Genomic DNA, 18090 nt, shown 5'->3' with positions numbered 1-18090 from the left:
TTAGATCGCATTATACGTTACGCGACCCGCCTTGAGCGATGAAAAAATCAGCGAGTTTTGCGCCAGCCTACAATCCAGGAAACAATACCACCTGCCATTAACCAGCAGGGCATTAACCCCCATTCAGGACGATTGATAAGCAGGAATGTCCCACTTAGCAGCAACGTTGCGCCAATTCCCAATAAATAACGGGATTGTCCCTGCCGCACATGGTTCGCCTGAAGCTCGCGCGCAATCTTATCAACACTGTGTTGTAAATATTTGCCCTGGCGCAAACTGTCGTACACCAGTTCAGGGAGTTCTGGCATTTTTTCGACCCAGAACGGGGCTTTTTCCTTAAATGCTCTAACCAGAGCCGGAATACCCACCTGATCTTTAATCCATGATTCCAGAAAAGGCTTCGCCGTTTTCCATAAATCCAGTTGCGGATAAAGCTGGCGGCCTACCCCTTCAACATACAGCAATGTCTTTTGTAACAATACCAGTTGCGGCTGCACTTCCATATTAAACCGGCGCGCCGTATTGAAAAGATTCAACAAAACATGACCAAAAGAGATTTCCGCCAGCGGTTTTTCAAAAATCGGCTCACACACCGTACGGATGGCAAATTCAAATTCTTCAACATTGGTATCCGGTGGAACCCAACCGGAATCGACATGCAGCTCTGCTACCTTACGGTAGTCCCGGTTAAAGAACGCAATGAAGTTTTCCGCCAGGTAGCGTTTATCCTCTTTGTTCAGGGAGCCGACGATACCGCAGTCAATACCAATGTACTTCGGGTTTTCCGGATGCTCATAGCTGACAAAGATGTTACCGGGGTGCATATCCGCATGAAAAAAACTGTCGCGAAATACCTGGGTAAAGAAGACCTGGACGCCCCGCTCCGCCAGCAGTTTCATATTGGTACCGTTTTTCTCCAGCGCCGTCACATCAGAAACCGGGATCCCGTAGATACGCTCCATCACCATCATATTCTCACTGCAATAGTCAGAATAGACTTCGGGAATATAGAGCATTGGGCTGTCTTCAAAATTGCGGCGCAGCTGAATGGTGTTGGCCGATTCGCGCAGCAAGTTCAGCTCATCAATCAGTGTTTTTTCATATTCACGCACCACTTCCGTTGGCCGCAGACGCCGCCCATCCGGCAGTAAATGCGGTACCCAGCGGGCAAGACGATAGATGAGTTTAAGATCCGCCCTGATAACCGGCAGAATATCCGGACGGATAACCTTAATAACGACCTCTTTGCCGTTTGATTTCAGCCGGGCAGTGTGGACCTGGGCAATCGACGCTGACGCCAACGGCTGGATATCAAAATCATCAAACCAGGCTTCAACAGGCAATCCCTCCATCGCTTCTTCAATCTGCGCTTTTGCCAGCCGGCCATCAAAAGGAGCGACTTTGTCCTGTAGCAGCGCCAGCTGGTCGGCAATATGAGGAGGAAAAAGGTCACGACGGGTCGAGAGCATTTGGCCAAATTTGATCCATACCGGTCCTAACTCTTGCAGAGCCAGCCTCAGTCGCTCTCCCAACGGTTTGTCTTTATGCCGGTTCGGCATCCAGAACAGCGTCATGCGCCACAACCGAAGCGGCAACGTCAGACGCATCTTAGGGATGAGCTCATCAAGTCCGTAACTTAAAAAAGTGCGAATGATGAAATAGAGGCGCCGAATCTCACCTGGCGTCATTGAGCCTCCAGCTTTTCCAGGCGTGTGGTCAACGTATCCACAGCACGCTCAACGGCGGCTGTCTCTTCGGCAAACCATGCGACTTCGAGCGGTCCGGGCGCCATACGCCACTCTTCAGTGATTGCTTCGGCAACATAGCGCTGTTGACGTTGAATGCCGTGGCAGAGAAATTTAGCGCCACCGCGCAGGGCCTTACCGATCCCTTCAGCGGCGATATCACCGGTATAAGGCGCAAGAAGTTCAGCAGGGTCAAATTCGGCCAGATCGGTCAGCGTAACAAAATTTTGAACAACCTGAATGTCGCCCTGCACTTCCAGTTCGCCGCTACGAATCAGCGCGGCAAGGTTCTGGCGGTCGCGCAGCCTGGGTAACACGCTGGCGTGAGTGATTACCGTACAATCGGCCTCGCCCGCCCACTCCCCCAGCACGTCAACCTGACGCTCGCTGAATACCAGAATTAATGATGTCGAAAAGCCTTTTAGCTCCACGCGCAGCACTTTGCCCAACAGACGCGTGCGGGCAGACTTCAGCGCGGACGAGCGGTACAGGAACGTATTGAGCAGACTCTCGATTCCTGCAGTCACTAAGGGTTTAAAAGGCATCCCCGATCTCCTGTCAGAACTTATAGCCACGATGCAGGGCAACCACACCCGCCGTCAGGTTGTAATAGTCGACGCTTTCGAACCCGGCGTCCTGCATCATCGCCTTCAGCGTATCCTGATCGGGATGCATACGAATCGACTCTGCCAGATAGCGATAGCTGTCTGCATCATTGGCAATCATTGAGCCAATACGCGGCAGAATATGGAAAGAGTAGGCGTCATACGCTTTACTCAGCGGTTCCACGATCGGTTTGGAGAACTCCAGCACCAGCAGACGACCGCCAGGCTTGAGCACACGGAACATGGAGCGTAGCGCTTTATCTTTGTCTGTGACGTTGCGCAGGCCAAATGAGATGGTAATGCAGTCAAAGGTATTATCCGGGAAAGGCAGAGCTTCGGCGTTCGCCTGAACATACTCAACGTTGCCAATCACACCGATATTACGCAGTTTTTCACGCCCCATTTTAAGCATAGAGTCGTTGATATCTGCCAATACCACCTTGCCCGTTTCGCCAACCATTCGTGAGAATTTTGCTGTCAGGTCGCCAGTACCACCGGCCAGATCCAGAACGGTCTGTCCCCGGCGCACACCGCTGCAGTCGATGGTGAAACGCTTCCACAAACGATGGATGCCAAAAGACATCAGATCGTTCATGACATCGTATTTTGAGGCCACAGAATGAAAAACGTGGGCCACCATGTCCGCTTTCTGCTCTTTAGCGACGGTCTGAAAACCAAAGTGCGTCGTTTCTTGTGAATTATCCACCATCTCAGTGCCTGCTCATCAAAAAAATGTTTGAGAAGTGTAACAGATTGGGAGGCATTGCCCCACCCTTCTGCCTGCTTCAGCTACCCCTGACGGGTTAGCGTGTCTGCTGCTTTATCTCGTCATCATCGGGGTAAGCCGCATCCTGTCCCTCTTGCGGGACCGAACGTAGACGATACTCGTCATCCTGCGTTGTGGCTTGCTCAGTCAGTTCCGGATTAATCTCGCGTTTAATTTCCACGCCCAAACCGCGAAAGGCTTCTGCCTGCGCCAGTACGTTACCACGGCCTGAAGAGAGTTTTTTCATCGCCTGACGATAGTTGTCCTGCGCTTTGTCCAGGCTCTGCCCAATCGCCGACATATCATCCACAAAGAGGCGCATTTTGTCGTATAGCTTGCTCGCCCTGTCGGCAATTTGCTGGGCGTTGCGGCTTTGATGTTCGTAGCGCCACAGATTCGCAATAGTACGCAGGGCCACCAGCAAAGTCGTTGGACTTACCAGCATAATATTATTTTTGAGTGCTTCGGTAATCAGTTCAGGCTGCCTGTCCAGCGCCAGTAAAAACGCGGGCTCGACGGGGATAAACATCAACACATAATCCAGAGTGCGCAAACCCGGAAGCTGCTGATAATCCTTTCTGCCCAGCAGGCGAATATGGTTACGCACCGAAGCGATATGTTCCTGCAAGGCGTTTTCACGCGTGTAGTCATCTTCTGCGTTGTAGTAACGCTCGTAGGCGACCAGCGTCATTTTTGCGTCGATCACCACATCTTTCCCCTGCGGTAAACGCACAATTACATCTGGCTGCATTCGCGAACGCGCGTCATTTTCAATGCTGACCTGCGTTTCATACTCATAGCCTTCGCGCAGGCCGGAAGCTTCAAGCACCCTTGTGAGCACCACTTCCCCCCAGTTGCCCTGGGTTTTGTTATCGCCTTTCAGCGCGCGCGTCAGGTTCACCGCTTCCTGCGCCATCTGCGCATTCAGCTGTTGAAGATTACGGATTTCATGCGCCAGCGTATGACGTTCCCGCGCCTCCTGGCCAAAGCTTTCCTGCACTTGTCGACGAAAACCGTCCAGCTGTTCCCGCAACGGCGTCAGCAACCCATGGAGGCTCTGCCGATTTTGTTCGTCTACCCGGCGGTTGCTCTGTTCAAAGATTCGGTTAGCCAGATTTTCAAATTGTTCGCTAAGACGCTGTTCGCTGTTGATCATCTGGCGGATTTTATCTTCCGCATGCTGCTGCGTGGCCTCCATACGCGTGGTGACCTCACGCAGATCCGCTTCCAGGGAGGTATTAATACTGCGCAGACTTCGCAGTTCATTATTCAGCAGCTCACATTCATCCCGCCAGTGTGCACTTTGAGCAACCTGCTGTTTTGCCGCGCTTAAATCCGCAACCATCTCCTCACGTTCTGCCAGTTGTTCGGCTTTCTGTTGCGCATGCTGATAGCTGGCAATCAGCCAGCCAATGGCGATGCCCACCAGCGCAATAACCGCATAAACCATGACCGGGATATCCACAATGCCTCCTGACTAACAACGCAGAACCTGACCCCATTGGTTATTTTGCCTGGTGGTTCAGGTTCTTACCCGCACAAAATAGAATTGTGCTGTACAAACGTCCAGTTTGAAAGGAGTTTCCTGCGAGGCGCTACGCAAAATAACAAGGCCGAACGCGTCGGTCTTTTTGCAAAAAGGGAGAATGACAGCAGACGGCGGGCCGCTTCTGCCACGATTTTCACCGCGTGGCGTTCGGGATCTCCTGCCGGGTGCGGTTGATGATGGCTCCCGCAACCATCCCCGCACGCAACCCCTGGCTTGCGCACAGGGTTAGCATGTCTGCCCTGACAGAAGGGCATCGAACATCTTAATTACGGAGTGATGGTTAGACGCAAAACACCAACGGGGCTGCCCCTGCCCGGCACACGAAAAGGGGTTATTTTCCCCGGTACGAGCTGTATTGAATTTCATACTCTTCCCGGTAGAACGTCTCGCCCCACAGCACGGGCGTTTGATCCTGGGCAAGACAAGTATGGCGACGAACCATCACCGGTCGGGCTTTTTTGATCTCCAGTACGCTGGCGATCTCAGTCCCTGGCAGCGTCACGCGAACCTGGTTATGGATAGTGCCAATCTTCACATTCAACTGTTGCTCTATCAGCGGTTGGATCGCCATTACCGCCAGCTTTTCATGACTCAATGACACCGCGAGAGAGGCCTCCAGGTAGCGTATTTCCAGCGCCAGCGGCTTCCCGTTGACAATACGCAGACGCATCAGGCGATAAATTTTAGCCTTCTCCCCCAACTGTAAGTTTTTTCGCAGGGCAGGAGTCAGGGGCGCAGGAGCAAACTCCAGCAAGCGGTATTCAACGGTAAGATTGCTCCCCTCAAGATCTTTTTCAAAAAAACCCAGTTCCTGCGTGCGAACCTGGGTAACGATTGGCGACGCCTTAACAAACGTCCCCTTGCCGCGAATGCGATCGATCAACCCATCCGACAAGAGCCCCTGCATGGCGTGCACCACCGTCGCACGGGTGGTCGAAAACTGGTTTGCCAGTTCATTTTCAGAGGGAAGACGCTCGCCAGGCTTCCACACTCCATCAGCAATCCCTTCCCGAATTTTGTCCTGAATGCGAATGTAAATCGGTGAATTGTGAGCCATGTACAAATTTTCCTGATCTTTTGGTTGCATAGTCAAGTTTAAGTTGAATAGTCAACTATACAGGCATAGGATACATTCCATTACACACAGGAATGATATGACAATTGTATCGCTATGTTTACTAAAAGGATAATTCACGATGCGTTTTGATACCCATGCCCACGTTTTTGCTTTGGGCTTACCCCTGGCCGAAAACTGCCGCTACGTGCCTGATTACAGCGCAACACCCGAGCAATACCTTGACCATCTTGACCAGCATGGCATCGATGCAGGGATCCTGGTGCAACCCAGCTTTCTGGGCACCGATAATCATTACATGCTGGAAGCATTGCGTCGTTATCCAGGCCGCTTCTACGGCGTGGCGGTGGTTGATACCGCGATTACGATCGCCGAAATGCAGGAAATGCGTGAGGCCGGCGTCATCGGTATTCGCCTGAATCTGATAGGTCTACCGCTACCGGACTTTCAGACTGCCGCCTGGCAAACGCTGCTGGGTCACGTCAACGATCTGGGCTGGCATGTCGAACTGCACCGCAGCGCAAGAGATCTCCCGCCGCTTATCGGGCCTTTACTCGCTGCCGGCGTAAAAGTGGTGGTCGACCATTTTGGGTTGCCTTCAGAAACGGACAAAGCGCAGGATGAAGGGTTCCGCTATTTACTAACGCTCGCGGCAAGTCGCCGGGTTTGGGTAAAAATATCCGCCAGCTACCGCAACGGTTCCTGTCAGAACAGCGCGCAAAATATCCTGCCACTGCTGCCGCCTCTTCTCGCGGCATTTAGTCCCGATCGCCTGCTGTGGGGAAGCGACTGGCCGCATACCCGTTTTGAAGATCGTATGAGCTACCCGCAAGTTTGTCATGAATTCCAACAATGGCCGCTAACTGAGGAACAACGCGACATTATTTTACAGACCAGCGCAGAACAATTGATTCACCAAAAATAACCGGTATTAACCCAATACAAGGGATCCGGAATACCCTACATAAATAAAAAAACGAAAACTGCCTGGCGGCCGTCTTCTCTGCTGGTCGGTCGTTACGGTAGTACAAGGACATAATATGAATATTAGTGTGATTGTTATATTAGCAATTGCCATTGCAATTACTCTTGGTTACAAAACAAAACTTAATACCGGCTTCTTCGCTATTGTTTTTGCCTACCTGATAGGTTGTTTCCTGCTGGATATGAAGGCCAGCGAAGTCGTCAAGTCGTGGCCGATCAGTATTTTCTTTGTTATTTTTGCCGTTTCTCTTTTTTATAATTTCGCATTAATTAATGGCACGTTAGAAAAACTGGCGATGTACCTGCTGTATGCCTGCCGCCATTTTCCTTCAATGCTGCCGTTTATTATTTATCTGGCCGCAACCTTTGTCGCCAGCCTGGGGGCAGGATTCTTCACCGTACTGGCGTTCTTCGCCCCGTTAACGCTGCTGCTGTGCCGGAAAACCGGCATGAGTAAGCTGATTGGTGCCGTGGCGGTCAACTACGGCGCGCTCGGCGGCGCAAACTTTATGACCAGCGCCAGCGGCATTGTTTTTCGCAGTCTGATTGACGACGCCGGTTATCACGCCCAGTCTTTCCAGTATGTCGCCACCATTTTTATCGTCTCATTTATCCTGCCGCTGCTGGTCATTGCTCTGCTGATTACCCTGACCGGCAAAGGCCAGCGCATCACCAGCAGCACCTTCCAGGTTGAAAAGCCAGAGCCGTTTGAGCGTAAACAGAAAATCAACCTGGCGCTGATTTTCGCCATGCTGATGGTGGTGCTGATTTTCCCGGTGCTGCATCTGTTCAACAGCGATAGCGTGTTCATTACCTTTATCAACAGCAGAATCGACGTCGGCCTGGTCGCCATTGTGTTTGCTGTCATCGCGCTGTTCCTGAAGCTGGGCGATGAGAAAAAAGCGATCGCCCTCGTTCCCTGGAATACGCTGATCATGATTTGCGGCGTAGGGATGCTGATCCAGGTCGCCATTAAAGCGGGCACCATTGATATGCTGGCAGGCTGGGTCGGCAGCAGCCTGCCTAATGCCATTGTCCCCTACGCGCTGGCGCTGATCGGCGGCATGATGTCCTTCTTCAGCAGCACGCTCGGCGTCGTCTGTCCGGCGCTGTTTCCGGTCATCCCGTCAATTGCCGAAGCCAGCGGCGTCAGCGCTATTATTTTGTTCACCGTGACGGTCATCGGTGCGCAGGCCACCGCGATTTCGCCCTTCTCCTCCGGCGGTAGCCTGATCCTGGGCTCCTGCACCTCGGAAGAGGAACGCAACGCCATGTTCCCGGAGCTGCTGTTTAAAGCCGTACCGCTGTGCGTGTTCTTTGCATTACTGAGTGTCACCGTCATGACGCTAATCTTTTAATGACGGCTGATGACCGGAATCACCGTGAAATCCGTTAACCAGGAACCTGCCCGTCAGACGATAACCTGATGAGTCTGGCTCTAAGGATAAGAAATGTTTACTGACATCGACGTTATGTATATTAACGCGACCCAACAGGATCGCGTTAATCAGCTGGCATTATTCCTTCATAAAAATGGATTGCAAATTGATTCCGGAATCAGCGAATTTGTTACGCTATATCAGCGTAATCAATTAATCGCCTGCGGTGGGCTTGATGGCAATATTATTAAATGTGTCGCCATTACGCCTTCGCTACGCGGAGCAGGAATATTATTACGCCTAATCACTGAATTAATTTATCTGGCTTTTGAAAAAGGCCGCCGTGATTTATTTGTTTACACAAAGCCGGAAAACGAAAAAGCATTTCGCTCCTGCGGCTTCACCACGCTGGTGCATATTCCCGGCGTAATGATTTTTATGGAAAACAGCACGCAGCTCGCTCGCTATACCGGGCAGCTGGCTTTATTACGCCGCCCCGGTAAAAAAATCGGGGCTATCGTGATGAACGCCAACCCCTGTACGCTGGGACACTTGCACCTCATCCGCTACGCCGCCGCACAGTGCGACTGGCTGCACGTTTTTCTGGTCAACGAAGACAAATCCACATTTCCTTTCGAGGACAGGCTGCGCCTGGTGCGCGAAGCCTCCGCCGGGATCGATAAACTGACGATCCACCCCGGTTCGCAGTATGTCATCTCCCGCGCCACCTTCCCGGCCTATTTTCTGAAGGAGAGCGCTGTCGTCCGGCACTGCCACGCCGAAATCGACATTACCCTGTTTCGCCAATATCTGGCGCCCGCCCTGGGCATTACCCATCGCTTTGTCGGCAGCGAACCGTTTTGCCCGCTGACGGCAGCGTATAACCAGGAAATGCGCCACTGGCTGACCACGCCGACGCTTCCCTTCGCCAGAATTGAATGGGTGGAGATACCGCGCCTGATGCACCAGAAGCGCGCCATCTCGGCATCCACCGTCCGGGCGCTGTTTAACCAGGGCGATCTCGCCGCTGTCGCGCCGCTCGTGCCCCCAGCCACGCTTCGCTATTTACAACGCCGTCGACCCGCCTCCTCAGTGGCGACGGCGTGCGACAAAAAACTCACGAGTACAGGTACGTTATGAACACAATTATCCCCGCCATAGCCGGAACGCTGGAATCCAGCGATGTTCTGGTACGCATCACGCCAGCGCCTGATGCGCAATCCGTCGCTATCGTCATCGCCAGCAGCGTAGAAAAGCAGTTTGGCGACGCGATCCGCGCCACCGTCCACAACGTTCTGACAGACCATCACATTACCGGCATTGACGTCGCTGTCGAAGACAAGGGCGCACTGGATTGCGTACTGCGCGCCCGCCTGATGTGCGCCCTGGTAAGAGCGGGCTTCCCCCTGCCAGTAACAACAGGAGAAGCGCAATGAACCACGCCCACCAACCACGCCTTCGTCGCAGTATGCTGTTTATCCCCGGTGCCAACGCCGCAATGGTCAGCAATGCGTTTATCTATCCCGCCGATGCGCTGATGTTCGATCTGGAAGATGCCGTGGCGCTGCGTGAAAAAGACGCCGCACGGCTGCTGGTCCATTACGCGCTGCAACACCCGCTGTATCGCGATATCGAAACCATCGTTCGCGTTAACCCACTGGACTCCGAATGGGGGCTCGCCGATCTCGACGCGGTGGTCAGTGCAGGCGTCGATATCGTTCGCCTGCCTAAAACCGACAGCGCTGACGACGTCGTGGCGATGGCCAACGAGATTTCACGCATTGAACGCGAATGTGGCCGCGCCCCTGGCAGCACCGGCCTGCTCGCCGCCATCGAATCCGCCCAGGGCATCATTAACGCCGCCGCCATCGCCAGCGCCTCGCCGCGGCTGATCGGTATTGCGCTTGGCGCGGAGGATTACGTCCGCGATTTACGTACAGAACGCTCAGCCGACGGCATCGAGCTGCTGTTTGCCCGCTGCACTATCCTGCAGGCCGCGCGCGCCGCAGGGATCCAGGCTTTCGATACCGTCTATTCCGACGCCAATAACGAAGCCGGCTTTTTGCAGGAAGCGGCGCATATCAAACAGCTCGGTTTTGACGGCAAATCGCTGATCAATCCACGCCAGATAGCCCTGCTGCATTCTCTGTACGCCCCCACCTGCAAGGATGTCGAACAGGCGCAACGCATTGTCGATGCGGCAGACGCCGCTGAGCAGGCCGGACTGGGCGTGGTTTCCCTCAACGGCAAGATGATCGACAGCCCGGTCATTGCCCGCGCGCGTCGGGTGCTCTCCCTCGCAGACGTTTCCGGTATCCGGGAAGAATAAGGTATGAACATGATGAACTCGACACCACACTATCCGCTATTCCAGGAACACAACAAACAGCAGCAGCGCCGCCAAAAGGCGCAGCAGGGCAAACGGTGCGCTTCGCTGGAAGAGGCCGTCCGCCGTAGCGGCTTACAGGATGGGATGACCATTTCTTTCCATCACGCGTTTCGCGGCGGCGATCTCACCGTGAATCAGGTTATCGACACGCTCGCCGCGATGGGCTTTAAGCACCTGACGCTGGCTTCCAGCTCACTGACCACCTGCCACGCGCCGCTGATCGAACATATCCACAACGGCGTTATCAGCCGGATTTACACCTCCGGGTTGCGCGGCCCGCTGGCAGAGGCGATCTCTCACGGCCTGATGACGACCCCGGTGCAGATCCACTCGCACGGCGGGCGCGTGCATCTGGTTAAAAGCGGCGAACTCAACATTGACGTCGCATTCCTCGGCGTGCCGGTCTGTGATGAACACGGCAACGCCAGCGGTAGCGAAGGCAAAGCCTGCTGCGGCTCGCTGGGCTACGCAATGGTCGATGCGCAGTATGCCCGCAGCGTCATCCTGCTGACGGAAGCCGTCAAACCTTACCCTGCGCATCCCGCCAGCCTGCATCAGGATCAGGTTGACCTTATCGTGCAGGTCGGGCAGGTGGGCGATGCGGAAAAAATCGGCGCTGACGCCACCCGCCTGACCTCTAACCCGCGCGAATTATTGATTGCGCAAAACGCCGCGCGGGTAATTGAGGCTTCCGGTTATTTCCGCGACGGCTTCTCTCTGCAAACCGGCAGCGGCGGCGCGTCGCTGGCGGTTACGCGCTTTCTCGGCGAGAAAATGCGGCGGCGTAATATCCGCGCCTCGTTCGCCCTGGGCGGTATCACCGCCACTATCGTCGATCTGTATGAAGCGGGCTACATTCGCAGCCTGCTGGACGTGCAGAGTTTTGATCGCTGCGCGGCGCAGTCGCTGGCGCGCAACGCCGGTCATATTGAGATCAGCGCCAACGAGTACGCCAATTTCAGTTCCAAAGGTGCCGCCGTCGATCGGCTGGACGTGGTGGTTCTCAGCGCGCTGGAGATCGATACCGAATTTAACGTCAACGTGCTGACCGGCTCTGATGGCGTGCTGCGCGGTGCCTCCGGCGGGCATTGCGATACCGCCGCCAGCGCGGCGCTGTCGATTATTGTCGCGCCGCTGGTGCGCGGACGCCTCCCGACCGTCGTCGATAAGGTGCTGACGCGCATCACCCCCGGTTCCGACATCAGCGTGCTGGTGACGGATCACGGCGTGGTGGTGAATCCGGCGAACCCGGAACTGGCGCAGCGACTCCGGCAGGCGGGGATCGAGCTGGTCACTATCGAGTGGCTACGCGACCGCGCCCGGCAGCTGACCGGTGAAGCCAATCCTGTCGCCTTTACCGACAATCCGGTCGCCATCGTGCGTTACCGGGACGGTTCAGTCATTGATACTGTTTATCAGGTGAAGGACTGAGTAATGACATTACTGCCTTCCCGGCTCGCCAGTCAGCAGGCGCTGTCGCTTGATGAGGTACTGCTCGCGCGCGAAGCGCGTCAGCTACAGCAGCAGCTGTGGCTTGCCCGTCACGCCACGCCGCTTCTCTCATTTAGCGTGCTGGCGCCAGGCGCAATTAAAGACAGCGTACTGACACGACGTATTTTTAACGAAGGCTGGCAGTCTTTGCAGCAGCTGATTAGCGACATGGCATGGCCGCTGCTGGCAGAGCAGGTCAGCGCCACGCCGCTTGGCGGTTACGGCCTTATCGCGCTGAACGTCGATGCCCTGCAACTTAAACTGTCGCTGGTGGCGCTGGAAGAGCGCCACCCGCTGGGGCGCTTATGGGATCTGGACGTCATCAAAAAAGACGGTCGTCCGCTTTCGCGTCAAACATTCGCCGCCCCGCCGCGCCGCTGCCTGATTTGCGAACGCCCGGCCAGCGAATGCGCCCGCACACGCAGACACAGCACTGACACATTGCTGATCCGGATGGAGGCGCAAATTAATGCTTGTTGCCCTCAATAATCCCGCCCTGTCTGCATTTTGCAGCCACTACGCTCACCTGGGCTGGCTGGCCATGATGACGGAAGTCAATCTGACGCCCAAGCCGGGACTCGTGGATCGCCGTAACAATGGCGCGCACAGAGATATGACGCTCATGGATTTTCATCGCAGCGCCAGCGCTATCGCCAGGTGGCTACCCAAGTTCATTTTGTATGGCGCACAAACCGCAGGCATGACGGAAGCCCATATCCTGCCAGGGTTGCGCTCTTTAGGGCTGGCCTGTGAAAGAGAGATGTACCTCGCCACAGAAGGCATCAATACCCATAAAGGCACCATTTTCTCACTCGGACTGCTTTGCGCCGCGTTGGGTCGCCACTACCAGTTGCACCATCCGCAACAGCCAGAAGCGCTTTGCGAAACCGTGGCGAAAATCTGTCGCGGGCTGGTCGCGCGCGAGCTACATATCTTATCGCCAGAGCAGGCGAAAACCGCGGGGCAACGCCTGTGGCTGAATATGGGTCTTAGCGGCGCGCGCGGCGAGGCGGAGTCCGGGTTCGCGCTGGTGTGTAATCTGGCGCTTCCGCACTATCGCCAGTGTCAGAAGGAGGGGCTTCCTCCCTCGCTGGCGCTGCTGAACACGCTGCTGGTGCTGATAGCCCATAACAAAGACACCAATGTTGCTTCACGCGGCGGTTTATCAGGGCTTAACTGGATACAGCACACCGCGCGAGAGTTGCTGGCGAGGGTCCCGACCTCCCATCGCGAGCACCTTGCCGCCATTCGGCAATTTGATGACCAGTGTATCAAACGCCATCTCAGCCCCGGCGGCAGCGCCGATCTGCTGATCGTCACTTGGTTTCTCTCCCATCTTTCTCATTTTCAATGGAGCCTATCGTGCTGAACGACTACCGTAAACATCAGGCGGCGCGCGCCGCCAAAGGGGTTGTGCCCAAACCTGTAGATGCAAGCCAAATGACCGCGCTCGCCGGGCTGCTACAGAACCCACCCGCGGGCGAAGAGGCGTTCCTGTTAGATCTGCTGACACATCGCGTTTCGCCGGGCGTTGACGAAGCCGCTTACGTTAAAGCCGACTTTCTCGCCGCCGTCGCCAGAAGTGAAACGACCTCCCCGCTGATTAGCCCGGAAAAAGCCACTGAACTGCTCGGCACCATGCAGGGCGGCTACAATATTCAGCCGCTGATCGAGGCGCTGAATAACGAAAAACTGGCCCCCATCGCCGCGAAGGCGCTCTCCCATACCCTGCTGATGTTCGACAGCTTCCACGATGTGGCAGAAAAAGCCAGAGCGGGTAACCCATTTGCGCAGCAGGTAATGCGCTCCTGGGCCGGGGCTGAATGGTTCCTCAGCCGTCCACCGCTGGCCGAAAAGCTGACCGTCACCGTGTTTAAAGTGACCGGTGAAACCAACACCGACGATCTCTCCCCGGCGCCAGAGGCGTGGTCGCGACCGGATATCCCGCTGCACGCGCTGGCGATGCTGAAAAACGCCCGTGAAGGCATCGAGCCGGATCGGCCAGGCAGCGTTGGTCCGATTAAACAGATAGAAGCATTAGCGAAAAAAGGTTTCCCTCTGGCTTACGTCGGCGACGTGGTCGGAACCGGTTCTTCGCGTAAATCCGCCGCCAACTCGGTGCTGTGGTTTATGGGCGAGGACATTCCGTTCGTGCCGAACAAGCGCCGCGGCGGGCTGGTGCTCGGCGGCAAAATCGCGCCAATTTTCTACAACACCCTGGAAGACGCCGGCGCGCTGCCGATCGAAGTGGACGTCTCAACGCTCAGTATGGGCGATGTGATCGACGTTTACCCGTACAAGGGCGACGTGCGCAACCATCAGACCGGAGAGCTGCTGGCAAGCTTTACGCTGAAAACCGACGTGATCTTCGACGAAGTGCGAGCCGGGGGGCGTATTCCGCTGATTATCGGGCGCGACCTGACCGCTAAAGCGCGCGAGGCGCTGGGTCTGCCGCACAGTGATGTTTTCCGTAAAGCGAAAGACGCTGCCGAAAGCAATCGTGGCTACTCGCTGGCGCAGAAGATGGTCGGTCGCGCCTGCGGCGTCCCTGGGGTGCGTCCGGGGGCGTACTGCGAGCCGAAGATGACCTCCGTCGGTTCTCAGGACACCACCGGCCCGATGACCCGTGACGAGCTGAAAGACCTGGCGTGCCTCGGTTTTTCTGCCGATCTGGTGATGCAGTCCTTCTGCCACACGGCAGCCTATCCGAAGCCGGTTGACGTCAATATGCACCACACGCTGCCGGACTTCATGATGAACCGTGGCGGCGTGGCGCTGCGCCCGGGCGATGGCGTCATTCACTCCTGGCTGAACCGGATGCTGTTGCCGGATACCGTCGGCACCGGCGGCGACTCCCACACCCGCTTCCCTGTCGGCATCTCCTTCCCGGCGGGTTCCGGGCTGGTGGCGTTCGCTGCCGCCACCGGCGTGATGCCGCTGGATATGCCGGAATCGGTGCTTGTCCGTTTCAAAGGCAACATGCAGCCGGGCATCACCCTGCGCGACCTGGTTCACGCTATTCCGCTGTACGCCATCAGACAGGGGCTGCTGACCGTTGAGAAGAAAGGTAAGAAAAACATCTTCTCTGGCCGCATCCTGGAAATTGAAGGCCTGCCGGATCTGAAAGTGGAGCAGGCGTTTGAGCTGACCGACGCCTCTGCTGAACGCTCGGCGGCGGGCTGCACCATCAGGCTGAACAAAGAACCGATTATCGAATACCTGAACTCCAACATTGTCCTGCTGAAATGGATGATCGCCGAAGGTTACGGCGATCGCCGCACGCTGGAACGTCGCGTGCAGGAGATGGAGAAATGGCTGGCGGAACCTGAGCTGCTGGAAGCGGACGCCGATGCGGAGTACGCGGCGGTGATCGAGATCGATCTGGCGGAGATCAAAGAGCCCATCCTCTGCGCGCCGAACGATCCGGACGACGCGCGCCTGCTCTCTGACGTGCAGGGCGAGAAAATCGACGAAGTATTTATCGGTTCCTGCATGACCAACATCGGCCACTTCCGCGCGGCGGGCAAACTGCTGGACGCCCATCAGGGCACGTTGCCGACCCGTCTGTGGATGGCGCCGCCAACCCGGATGGACGCGACGCAGCTGACCGAAGAGGGCTACTACAGCGTGTTCGGCAAAAGCGGTGTGCGGGTGGAGATCCCCGGCTGTTCACTGTGCATGGGCAACCAGGCGAGAGTGGCGGAAGGGGCGACGGTGGTTTCAACCTCAACGCGCAACTTCCCGAACCGTTTAGGGACTGGCGCAAACGTCTATCTGGCCTCAGCAGAGCTGGCGGCGGTCGCGGCGCTGACGGGCAAACTGCCGACGCCGGAGGAGTATCAGCGCTATGTGTCACAGGTAGATAACACCGCGGTGGATACCTACCGCTATCTGAACTTCAGCCAGCTTGCTCAGTACACCGGGAAAGCCAATAACGTCATTTTTCAGCAAATGATTTAACCCATACGCACAGTCGCGACGGTGGAACAGTCGTATCCGAAGGGCCAGGGAAGGCCTGGAATGATTGCCTCTCCACTTCGGAGAAAACCGCCCACCGCCGTTGCTGTGCACCTTATGAGAGTACGCGATGAACAATAGTTTGCTTTTAAGCGAAGGCGTCACCCTGATGTTTCTCGGCATGGGGTTTGTGCTGGCGTTTCTTTTTATCCTGATTTTCGCTATTCGCGGGATGTCCGTCGCCGTGAACCGCTTTTTCCCGGAGCCAGCCCCGACGCCTGCTCAGCCTGCCCCCAGCGCGGCTAAAGATGACTTCGCACGCCTGAAACCGGTGATTGCCGCCACCCTGCACCATCACCGCTCGCTTCACTACTGATTTATGGAGAAAACCATGACCGTTGCCATTACTGACGTCGTCCTGCGCGACGCCCACCAGTCGCTGTTCGCCACCCGTCTGCGCCTCGACGATATGCTCCCCGTCGCCGCCCGTCTTGACGACGTGGGATACGGCTCCCTTGAGTGCTGGGGCGGGGCCACCTTTGACGCCTGTATCCGCTTTCTTGGCGAAGACCCATGGGTTCGCCTGCGCGAGCTGAAAAAGGCGATGCCGAAAACGCCCCTGCAAATGCTGCTGCGCGGGCAGAATCTGCTCGGCTACCGCCACTATGCCGACGACGTGGTGGAACGCTTCGTCGAGCGCGCCGTCAAAAACGGCATAGATGTGTTCCGCGTCTTCGACGCCATGAACGATCCCCGTAATATGCAGACCGCATTACAGGCGGTACGCAGCCACGGCGCACATGCTCAGGGCACCCTCAGCTACACCACCAGCCCCGTCCACACCCTGCAGACCTGGCTGGATCTGACCGAGCAGCTACTGGAAACCGGCGTCGATTCCATCGCTATCAAGGATATGTCCGGCATTCTTACCCCAGAGGCGGCGTATGAGCTGATCGGCGAAATCAAGAAGCGCTTCAACGTGCGCCTGCATCTGCATTGCCACGCCACCACCGGTATGGCAGAGATGACGCTGCTGAAAGCCATTGAAGCAGGCGTTGACGGCGTGGACACCGCGATCTCCTCCATGAGCGGCACCTACGGCCATCCGGCTACCGAAGCGCTGGTGGCGACCCTGGCGGGCACCCCCCACGATACCGGGCTGGATCTCAACAAACTGGAGAACATTGCGGCGTACTTCCGCGAAGTGCGTAAAAAGTATCACGCCTTTGAAGGCCAGCTGAAAGGCACCGACAGCCGAATTCTGGTCGCCCAGGTGCCTGGCGGGATGCTGACCAACCTTGAAGGCCAGCTTAAACAGCAGAACGCCGTCGACAAACTGGACGCCGTGCTGACGGAAATCCCACGCGTACGCGATGATCTCGGTTTTATCCCGCTGGTGACCCCAACCTCGCAGATTGTTGGCACCCAGGCGGTGCTCAACGTGCTCACCGGCGAGCGTTACAAAACTATCGCCAAAGAAACCGCCGGGATCCTGAAAGGTGAATATGGCCGCACGCCAGCCCCGGTCCACACCGCGTTGCAGACCCGGGTACTGGAAGGTGGCGCCGCCGTCACCTGTCGTCCGGCGGATTTGCTGCAGCCGGAGCTGGTGCGGCTGGAAGCGGACGTGCAGCGCCAGGCGGCGCAGAAAAATATCACACTCGCGCAAAACGCTATTGACGATGTGCTCACCGTGGCGCTGTTCCCGCAAATCGGGCTGAAGTTCCTCGAAAACCGCCATAATCCGGCGGCCTTTGAACCGCTGCCGCAGGTGGAAAACGCCGCGCCTGCCGCCAGACCGCAGGCCGCAGCCTCTCCTGGCATCTATACCGTTGAAGTCGACGGCCAGGCTTTTGTGGTGAAGGTCAGCGAAGGCGGTGACATCAGCCAGCTCGGCGCGCCGGTTCAGGCTGCTGCGGTCCCGGCGGGGGTCGGGACGCCCGTCGCCGCGCCGCTGGCGGGGAATATCTGGAAGGTGGTGGTCAGCGACGGCCAGCGCGTAGCGGAAGGCGATGTACTGCTGATTCTGGAAGCCATGAAGATGGAAACCGAAATTCGCGCCGCGCAGGCCGGAACGGTTCGCGCCATCGCGGTGAAAGCCGGTGATGCGGTGGCCGTCGGCGACACCCTGATGCAACTGGCGTAACGGA

At 56.5% G+C, this 18090-nt stretch carries 16 protein-coding genes and 1 pseudogene; 11 read left to right on the top strand and 6 right to left on the bottom strand.

Annotated features, from left to right (window positions below):
• Positions 1-47 precede the first annotated feature (47 nt).
• The 6 genes and pseudogenes from ubiB to C3432_RS26820 all read right to left on the bottom strand — a co-directional run bounded on the left by ubiB (position 48) and on the right by C3432_RS26820 (position 5722).
• Positions 48-1688: a ubiquinone biosynthesis regulatory protein kinase UbiB gene (ubiB, locus tag C3432_RS26845; protein WP_103780650.1), complete on the bottom strand. Its 1641-nt coding sequence runs from the start codon at positions 1686-1688 to the stop codon at positions 48-50.
• Positions 1685-2290, bottom strand: a complete 606-nt coding sequence (ubiJ, locus tag C3432_RS26840; protein WP_103780648.1) for a ubiquinone biosynthesis protein UbiJ — start codon at positions 2288-2290, stop codon at positions 1685-1687. Before ubiJ ends, ubiB begins: the two co-directional genes overlap by 4 nt.
• Positions 2291-2303: 13 nt before the next feature.
• Positions 2304-3059: a bifunctional demethylmenaquinone methyltransferase/2-methoxy-6-polyprenyl-1,4-benzoquinol methylase UbiE gene (ubiE, locus tag C3432_RS26835; protein ID WP_103780646.1), complete on the bottom strand. Its 756-nt coding sequence runs from the start codon at positions 3057-3059 to the stop codon at positions 2304-2306.
• Between the two features lie 94 nt (positions 3060-3153).
• Positions 3154-4581, bottom strand: coding sequence for a DNA recombination protein RmuC (gene rmuC, locus C3432_RS26830; protein WP_103780644.1), 1428 nt, complete (start codon positions 4579-4581; stop codon positions 3154-3156).
• 65 nt (positions 4582-4646) lie between these two features.
• A pseudogene (locus C3432_RS28205) lies at positions 4647-4903 on the bottom strand (hypothetical protein); the annotation flags it as partial.
• A gap of 93 nt (positions 4904-4996) precedes the next feature.
• Entirely contained in the window at positions 4997-5722 is a 726-nt protein-coding gene (locus C3432_RS26820; RefSeq protein WP_103780642.1) for a GntR family transcriptional regulator, read from the bottom strand.
• Positions 5723-5861: 139 nt separating this feature from the next.
• Here C3432_RS26820 and C3432_RS26815 point away from each other — a divergent pair, with 139 nt between their 5' ends.
• The 11 genes from C3432_RS26815 (at position 5862) to oadA (ending at position 18086) form a co-directional block, all read left to right on the top strand.
• Entirely contained in the window at positions 5862-6665 is an 804-nt protein-coding gene (locus tag C3432_RS26815; protein ID WP_103780640.1) for an amidohydrolase family protein, read from the top strand.
• 115 nt (positions 6666-6780) lie between these two features.
• Positions 6781-8082, top strand: a complete 1302-nt coding sequence (locus C3432_RS26810; protein ID WP_103780638.1) for an SLC13 family permease — start codon at positions 6781-6783, stop codon at positions 8080-8082.
• Positions 8083-8175: 93 nt separating this feature from the next.
• On the top strand, positions 8176-9243 hold the full coding sequence (gene citC, locus C3432_RS26805; protein WP_103780636.1) for a [citrate (pro-3S)-lyase] ligase: 1068 nt from the start codon (positions 8176-8178) through the stop codon (positions 9241-9243).
• Positions 9240-9539 carry a citrate lyase acyl carrier protein gene (citD, locus tag C3432_RS26800; protein ID WP_103780634.1) on the top strand — a complete coding sequence of 100 codons (300 nt, stop codon included), beginning with the start codon at positions 9240-9242 and terminating at the stop codon, positions 9537-9539. Before citC ends, citD begins: the two co-directional genes overlap by 4 nt.
• The gene (citE, locus tag C3432_RS26795) at positions 9536-10432 is read left to right on the top strand and encodes a citrate (pro-3S)-lyase subunit beta (RefSeq protein WP_103780632.1); all 897 of its coding nucleotides are present in this window, start codon (positions 9536-9538) and stop codon (positions 10430-10432) included. The genes citD and citE overlap by 4 nt, the downstream gene beginning before the upstream one ends.
• A gap of 3 nt (positions 10433-10435) precedes the next feature.
• Positions 10436-11923, top strand: a complete 1488-nt coding sequence (gene citF / locus C3432_RS26790) for a citrate lyase subunit alpha (protein WP_103780630.1) — start codon at positions 10436-10438, stop codon at positions 11921-11923.
• A gap of 3 nt (positions 11924-11926) precedes the next feature.
• Positions 11927-12472: a citrate lyase holo-[acyl-carrier protein] synthase gene (gene citX / locus C3432_RS26785; protein WP_103780628.1), complete on the top strand. Its 546-nt coding sequence runs from the start codon at positions 11927-11929 to the stop codon at positions 12470-12472.
• Complete coding sequence (citG, locus tag C3432_RS26780) at positions 12453-13352, top strand: triphosphoribosyl-dephospho-CoA synthase CitG (RefSeq protein ID WP_103780626.1); 900 nt, start codon at positions 12453-12455, stop codon at positions 13350-13352. The genes citX and citG overlap by 20 nt, the downstream gene beginning before the upstream one ends.
• Positions 13346-15943 (top strand): bifunctional aconitate hydratase 2/2-methylisocitrate dehydratase, encoded by a 2598-nt coding sequence (gene acnB, locus C3432_RS26775; protein WP_103780623.1) that lies wholly within the window; start codon positions 13346-13348, stop codon positions 15941-15943. The genes citG and acnB overlap by 7 nt, the downstream gene beginning before the upstream one ends.
• Positions 15944-16070: 127 nt before the next feature.
• The gene (locus C3432_RS26770; protein WP_103780621.1) at positions 16071-16316 is read left to right on the top strand and encodes an oxaloacetate decarboxylase subunit gamma; all 246 of its coding nucleotides are present in this window, start codon (positions 16071-16073) and stop codon (positions 16314-16316) included.
• Between the two features lie 15 nt (positions 16317-16331).
• The gene (oadA, locus tag C3432_RS26765) at positions 16332-18086 is read left to right on the top strand and encodes a sodium-extruding oxaloacetate decarboxylase subunit alpha (RefSeq protein ID WP_103780619.1); all 1755 of its coding nucleotides are present in this window, start codon (positions 16332-16334) and stop codon (positions 18084-18086) included.
• The last annotated feature ends 4 nt before the right edge of the window (positions 18087-18090 follow it).

The organism is Citrobacter amalonaticus (assembly GCF_002918555.1).
Classification (GTDB): Bacteria; Pseudomonadota; Gammaproteobacteria; order Enterobacterales; family Enterobacteriaceae; genus Citrobacter_C; species Citrobacter_C amalonaticus_A.
The sequence above is the reverse complement of the archived record's forward strand: the minus strand, read 5'-3'. Positions and strand labels throughout refer to the sequence as shown.

What these genes read in the sequence shown, in the direction of transcription:
- ubiB (WP_103780650.1), bottom strand. Translation starts at nt 1,688, where the DNA reads ATGACGCCAGGTGAGATTCGGCGCCTCTATTTCATCATTCGCACTTTT.
- ubiJ (WP_103780648.1), bottom strand. Translation starts at nt 2,290, where the DNA reads ATGCCTTTTAAACCCTTAGTGACTGCAGGAATCGAGAGTCTGCTCAAT.
- ubiE (WP_103780646.1), bottom strand. Translation starts at nt 3,059, where the DNA reads ATGGTGGATAATTCACAAGAAACGACGCACTTTGGTTTTCAGACCGTC.
- C3432_RS26820 (WP_103780642.1), bottom strand. Translation starts at nt 5,722, where the DNA reads ATGGCTCACAATTCACCGATTTACATTCGCATTCAGGACAAAATTCGG.
- C3432_RS26815 (WP_103780640.1), top strand. Translation starts at nt 5,862, where the DNA reads ATGCGTTTTGATACCCATGCCCACGTTTTTGCTTTGGGCTTACCCCTG.
- C3432_RS26810 (WP_103780638.1), top strand. Translation starts at nt 6,781, where the DNA reads ATGAATATTAGTGTGATTGTTATATTAGCAATTGCCATTGCAATTACT.
- citC (WP_103780636.1), top strand. Translation starts at nt 8,176, where the DNA reads ATGTTTACTGACATCGACGTTATGTATATTAACGCGACCCAACAGGAT.
- citD (WP_103780634.1), top strand. Translation starts at nt 9,240, where the DNA reads ATGAACACAATTATCCCCGCCATAGCCGGAACGCTGGAATCCAGCGAT.
- citE (WP_103780632.1), top strand. Translation starts at nt 9,536, where the DNA reads ATGAACCACGCCCACCAACCACGCCTTCGTCGCAGTATGCTGTTTATC.
- citF (WP_103780630.1), top strand. Translation starts at nt 10,436, where the DNA reads ATGAACATGATGAACTCGACACCACACTATCCGCTATTCCAGGAACAC.
- citX (WP_103780628.1), top strand. Translation starts at nt 11,927, where the DNA reads ATGACATTACTGCCTTCCCGGCTCGCCAGTCAGCAGGCGCTGTCGCTT.
- citG (WP_103780626.1), top strand. Translation starts at nt 12,453, where the DNA reads ATGCTTGTTGCCCTCAATAATCCCGCCCTGTCTGCATTTTGCAGCCAC.
- C3432_RS26770 (WP_103780621.1), top strand. Translation starts at nt 16,071, where the DNA reads ATGAACAATAGTTTGCTTTTAAGCGAAGGCGTCACCCTGATGTTTCTC.
- oadA (WP_103780619.1), top strand. Translation starts at nt 16,332, where the DNA reads ATGACCGTTGCCATTACTGACGTCGTCCTGCGCGACGCCCACCAGTCG.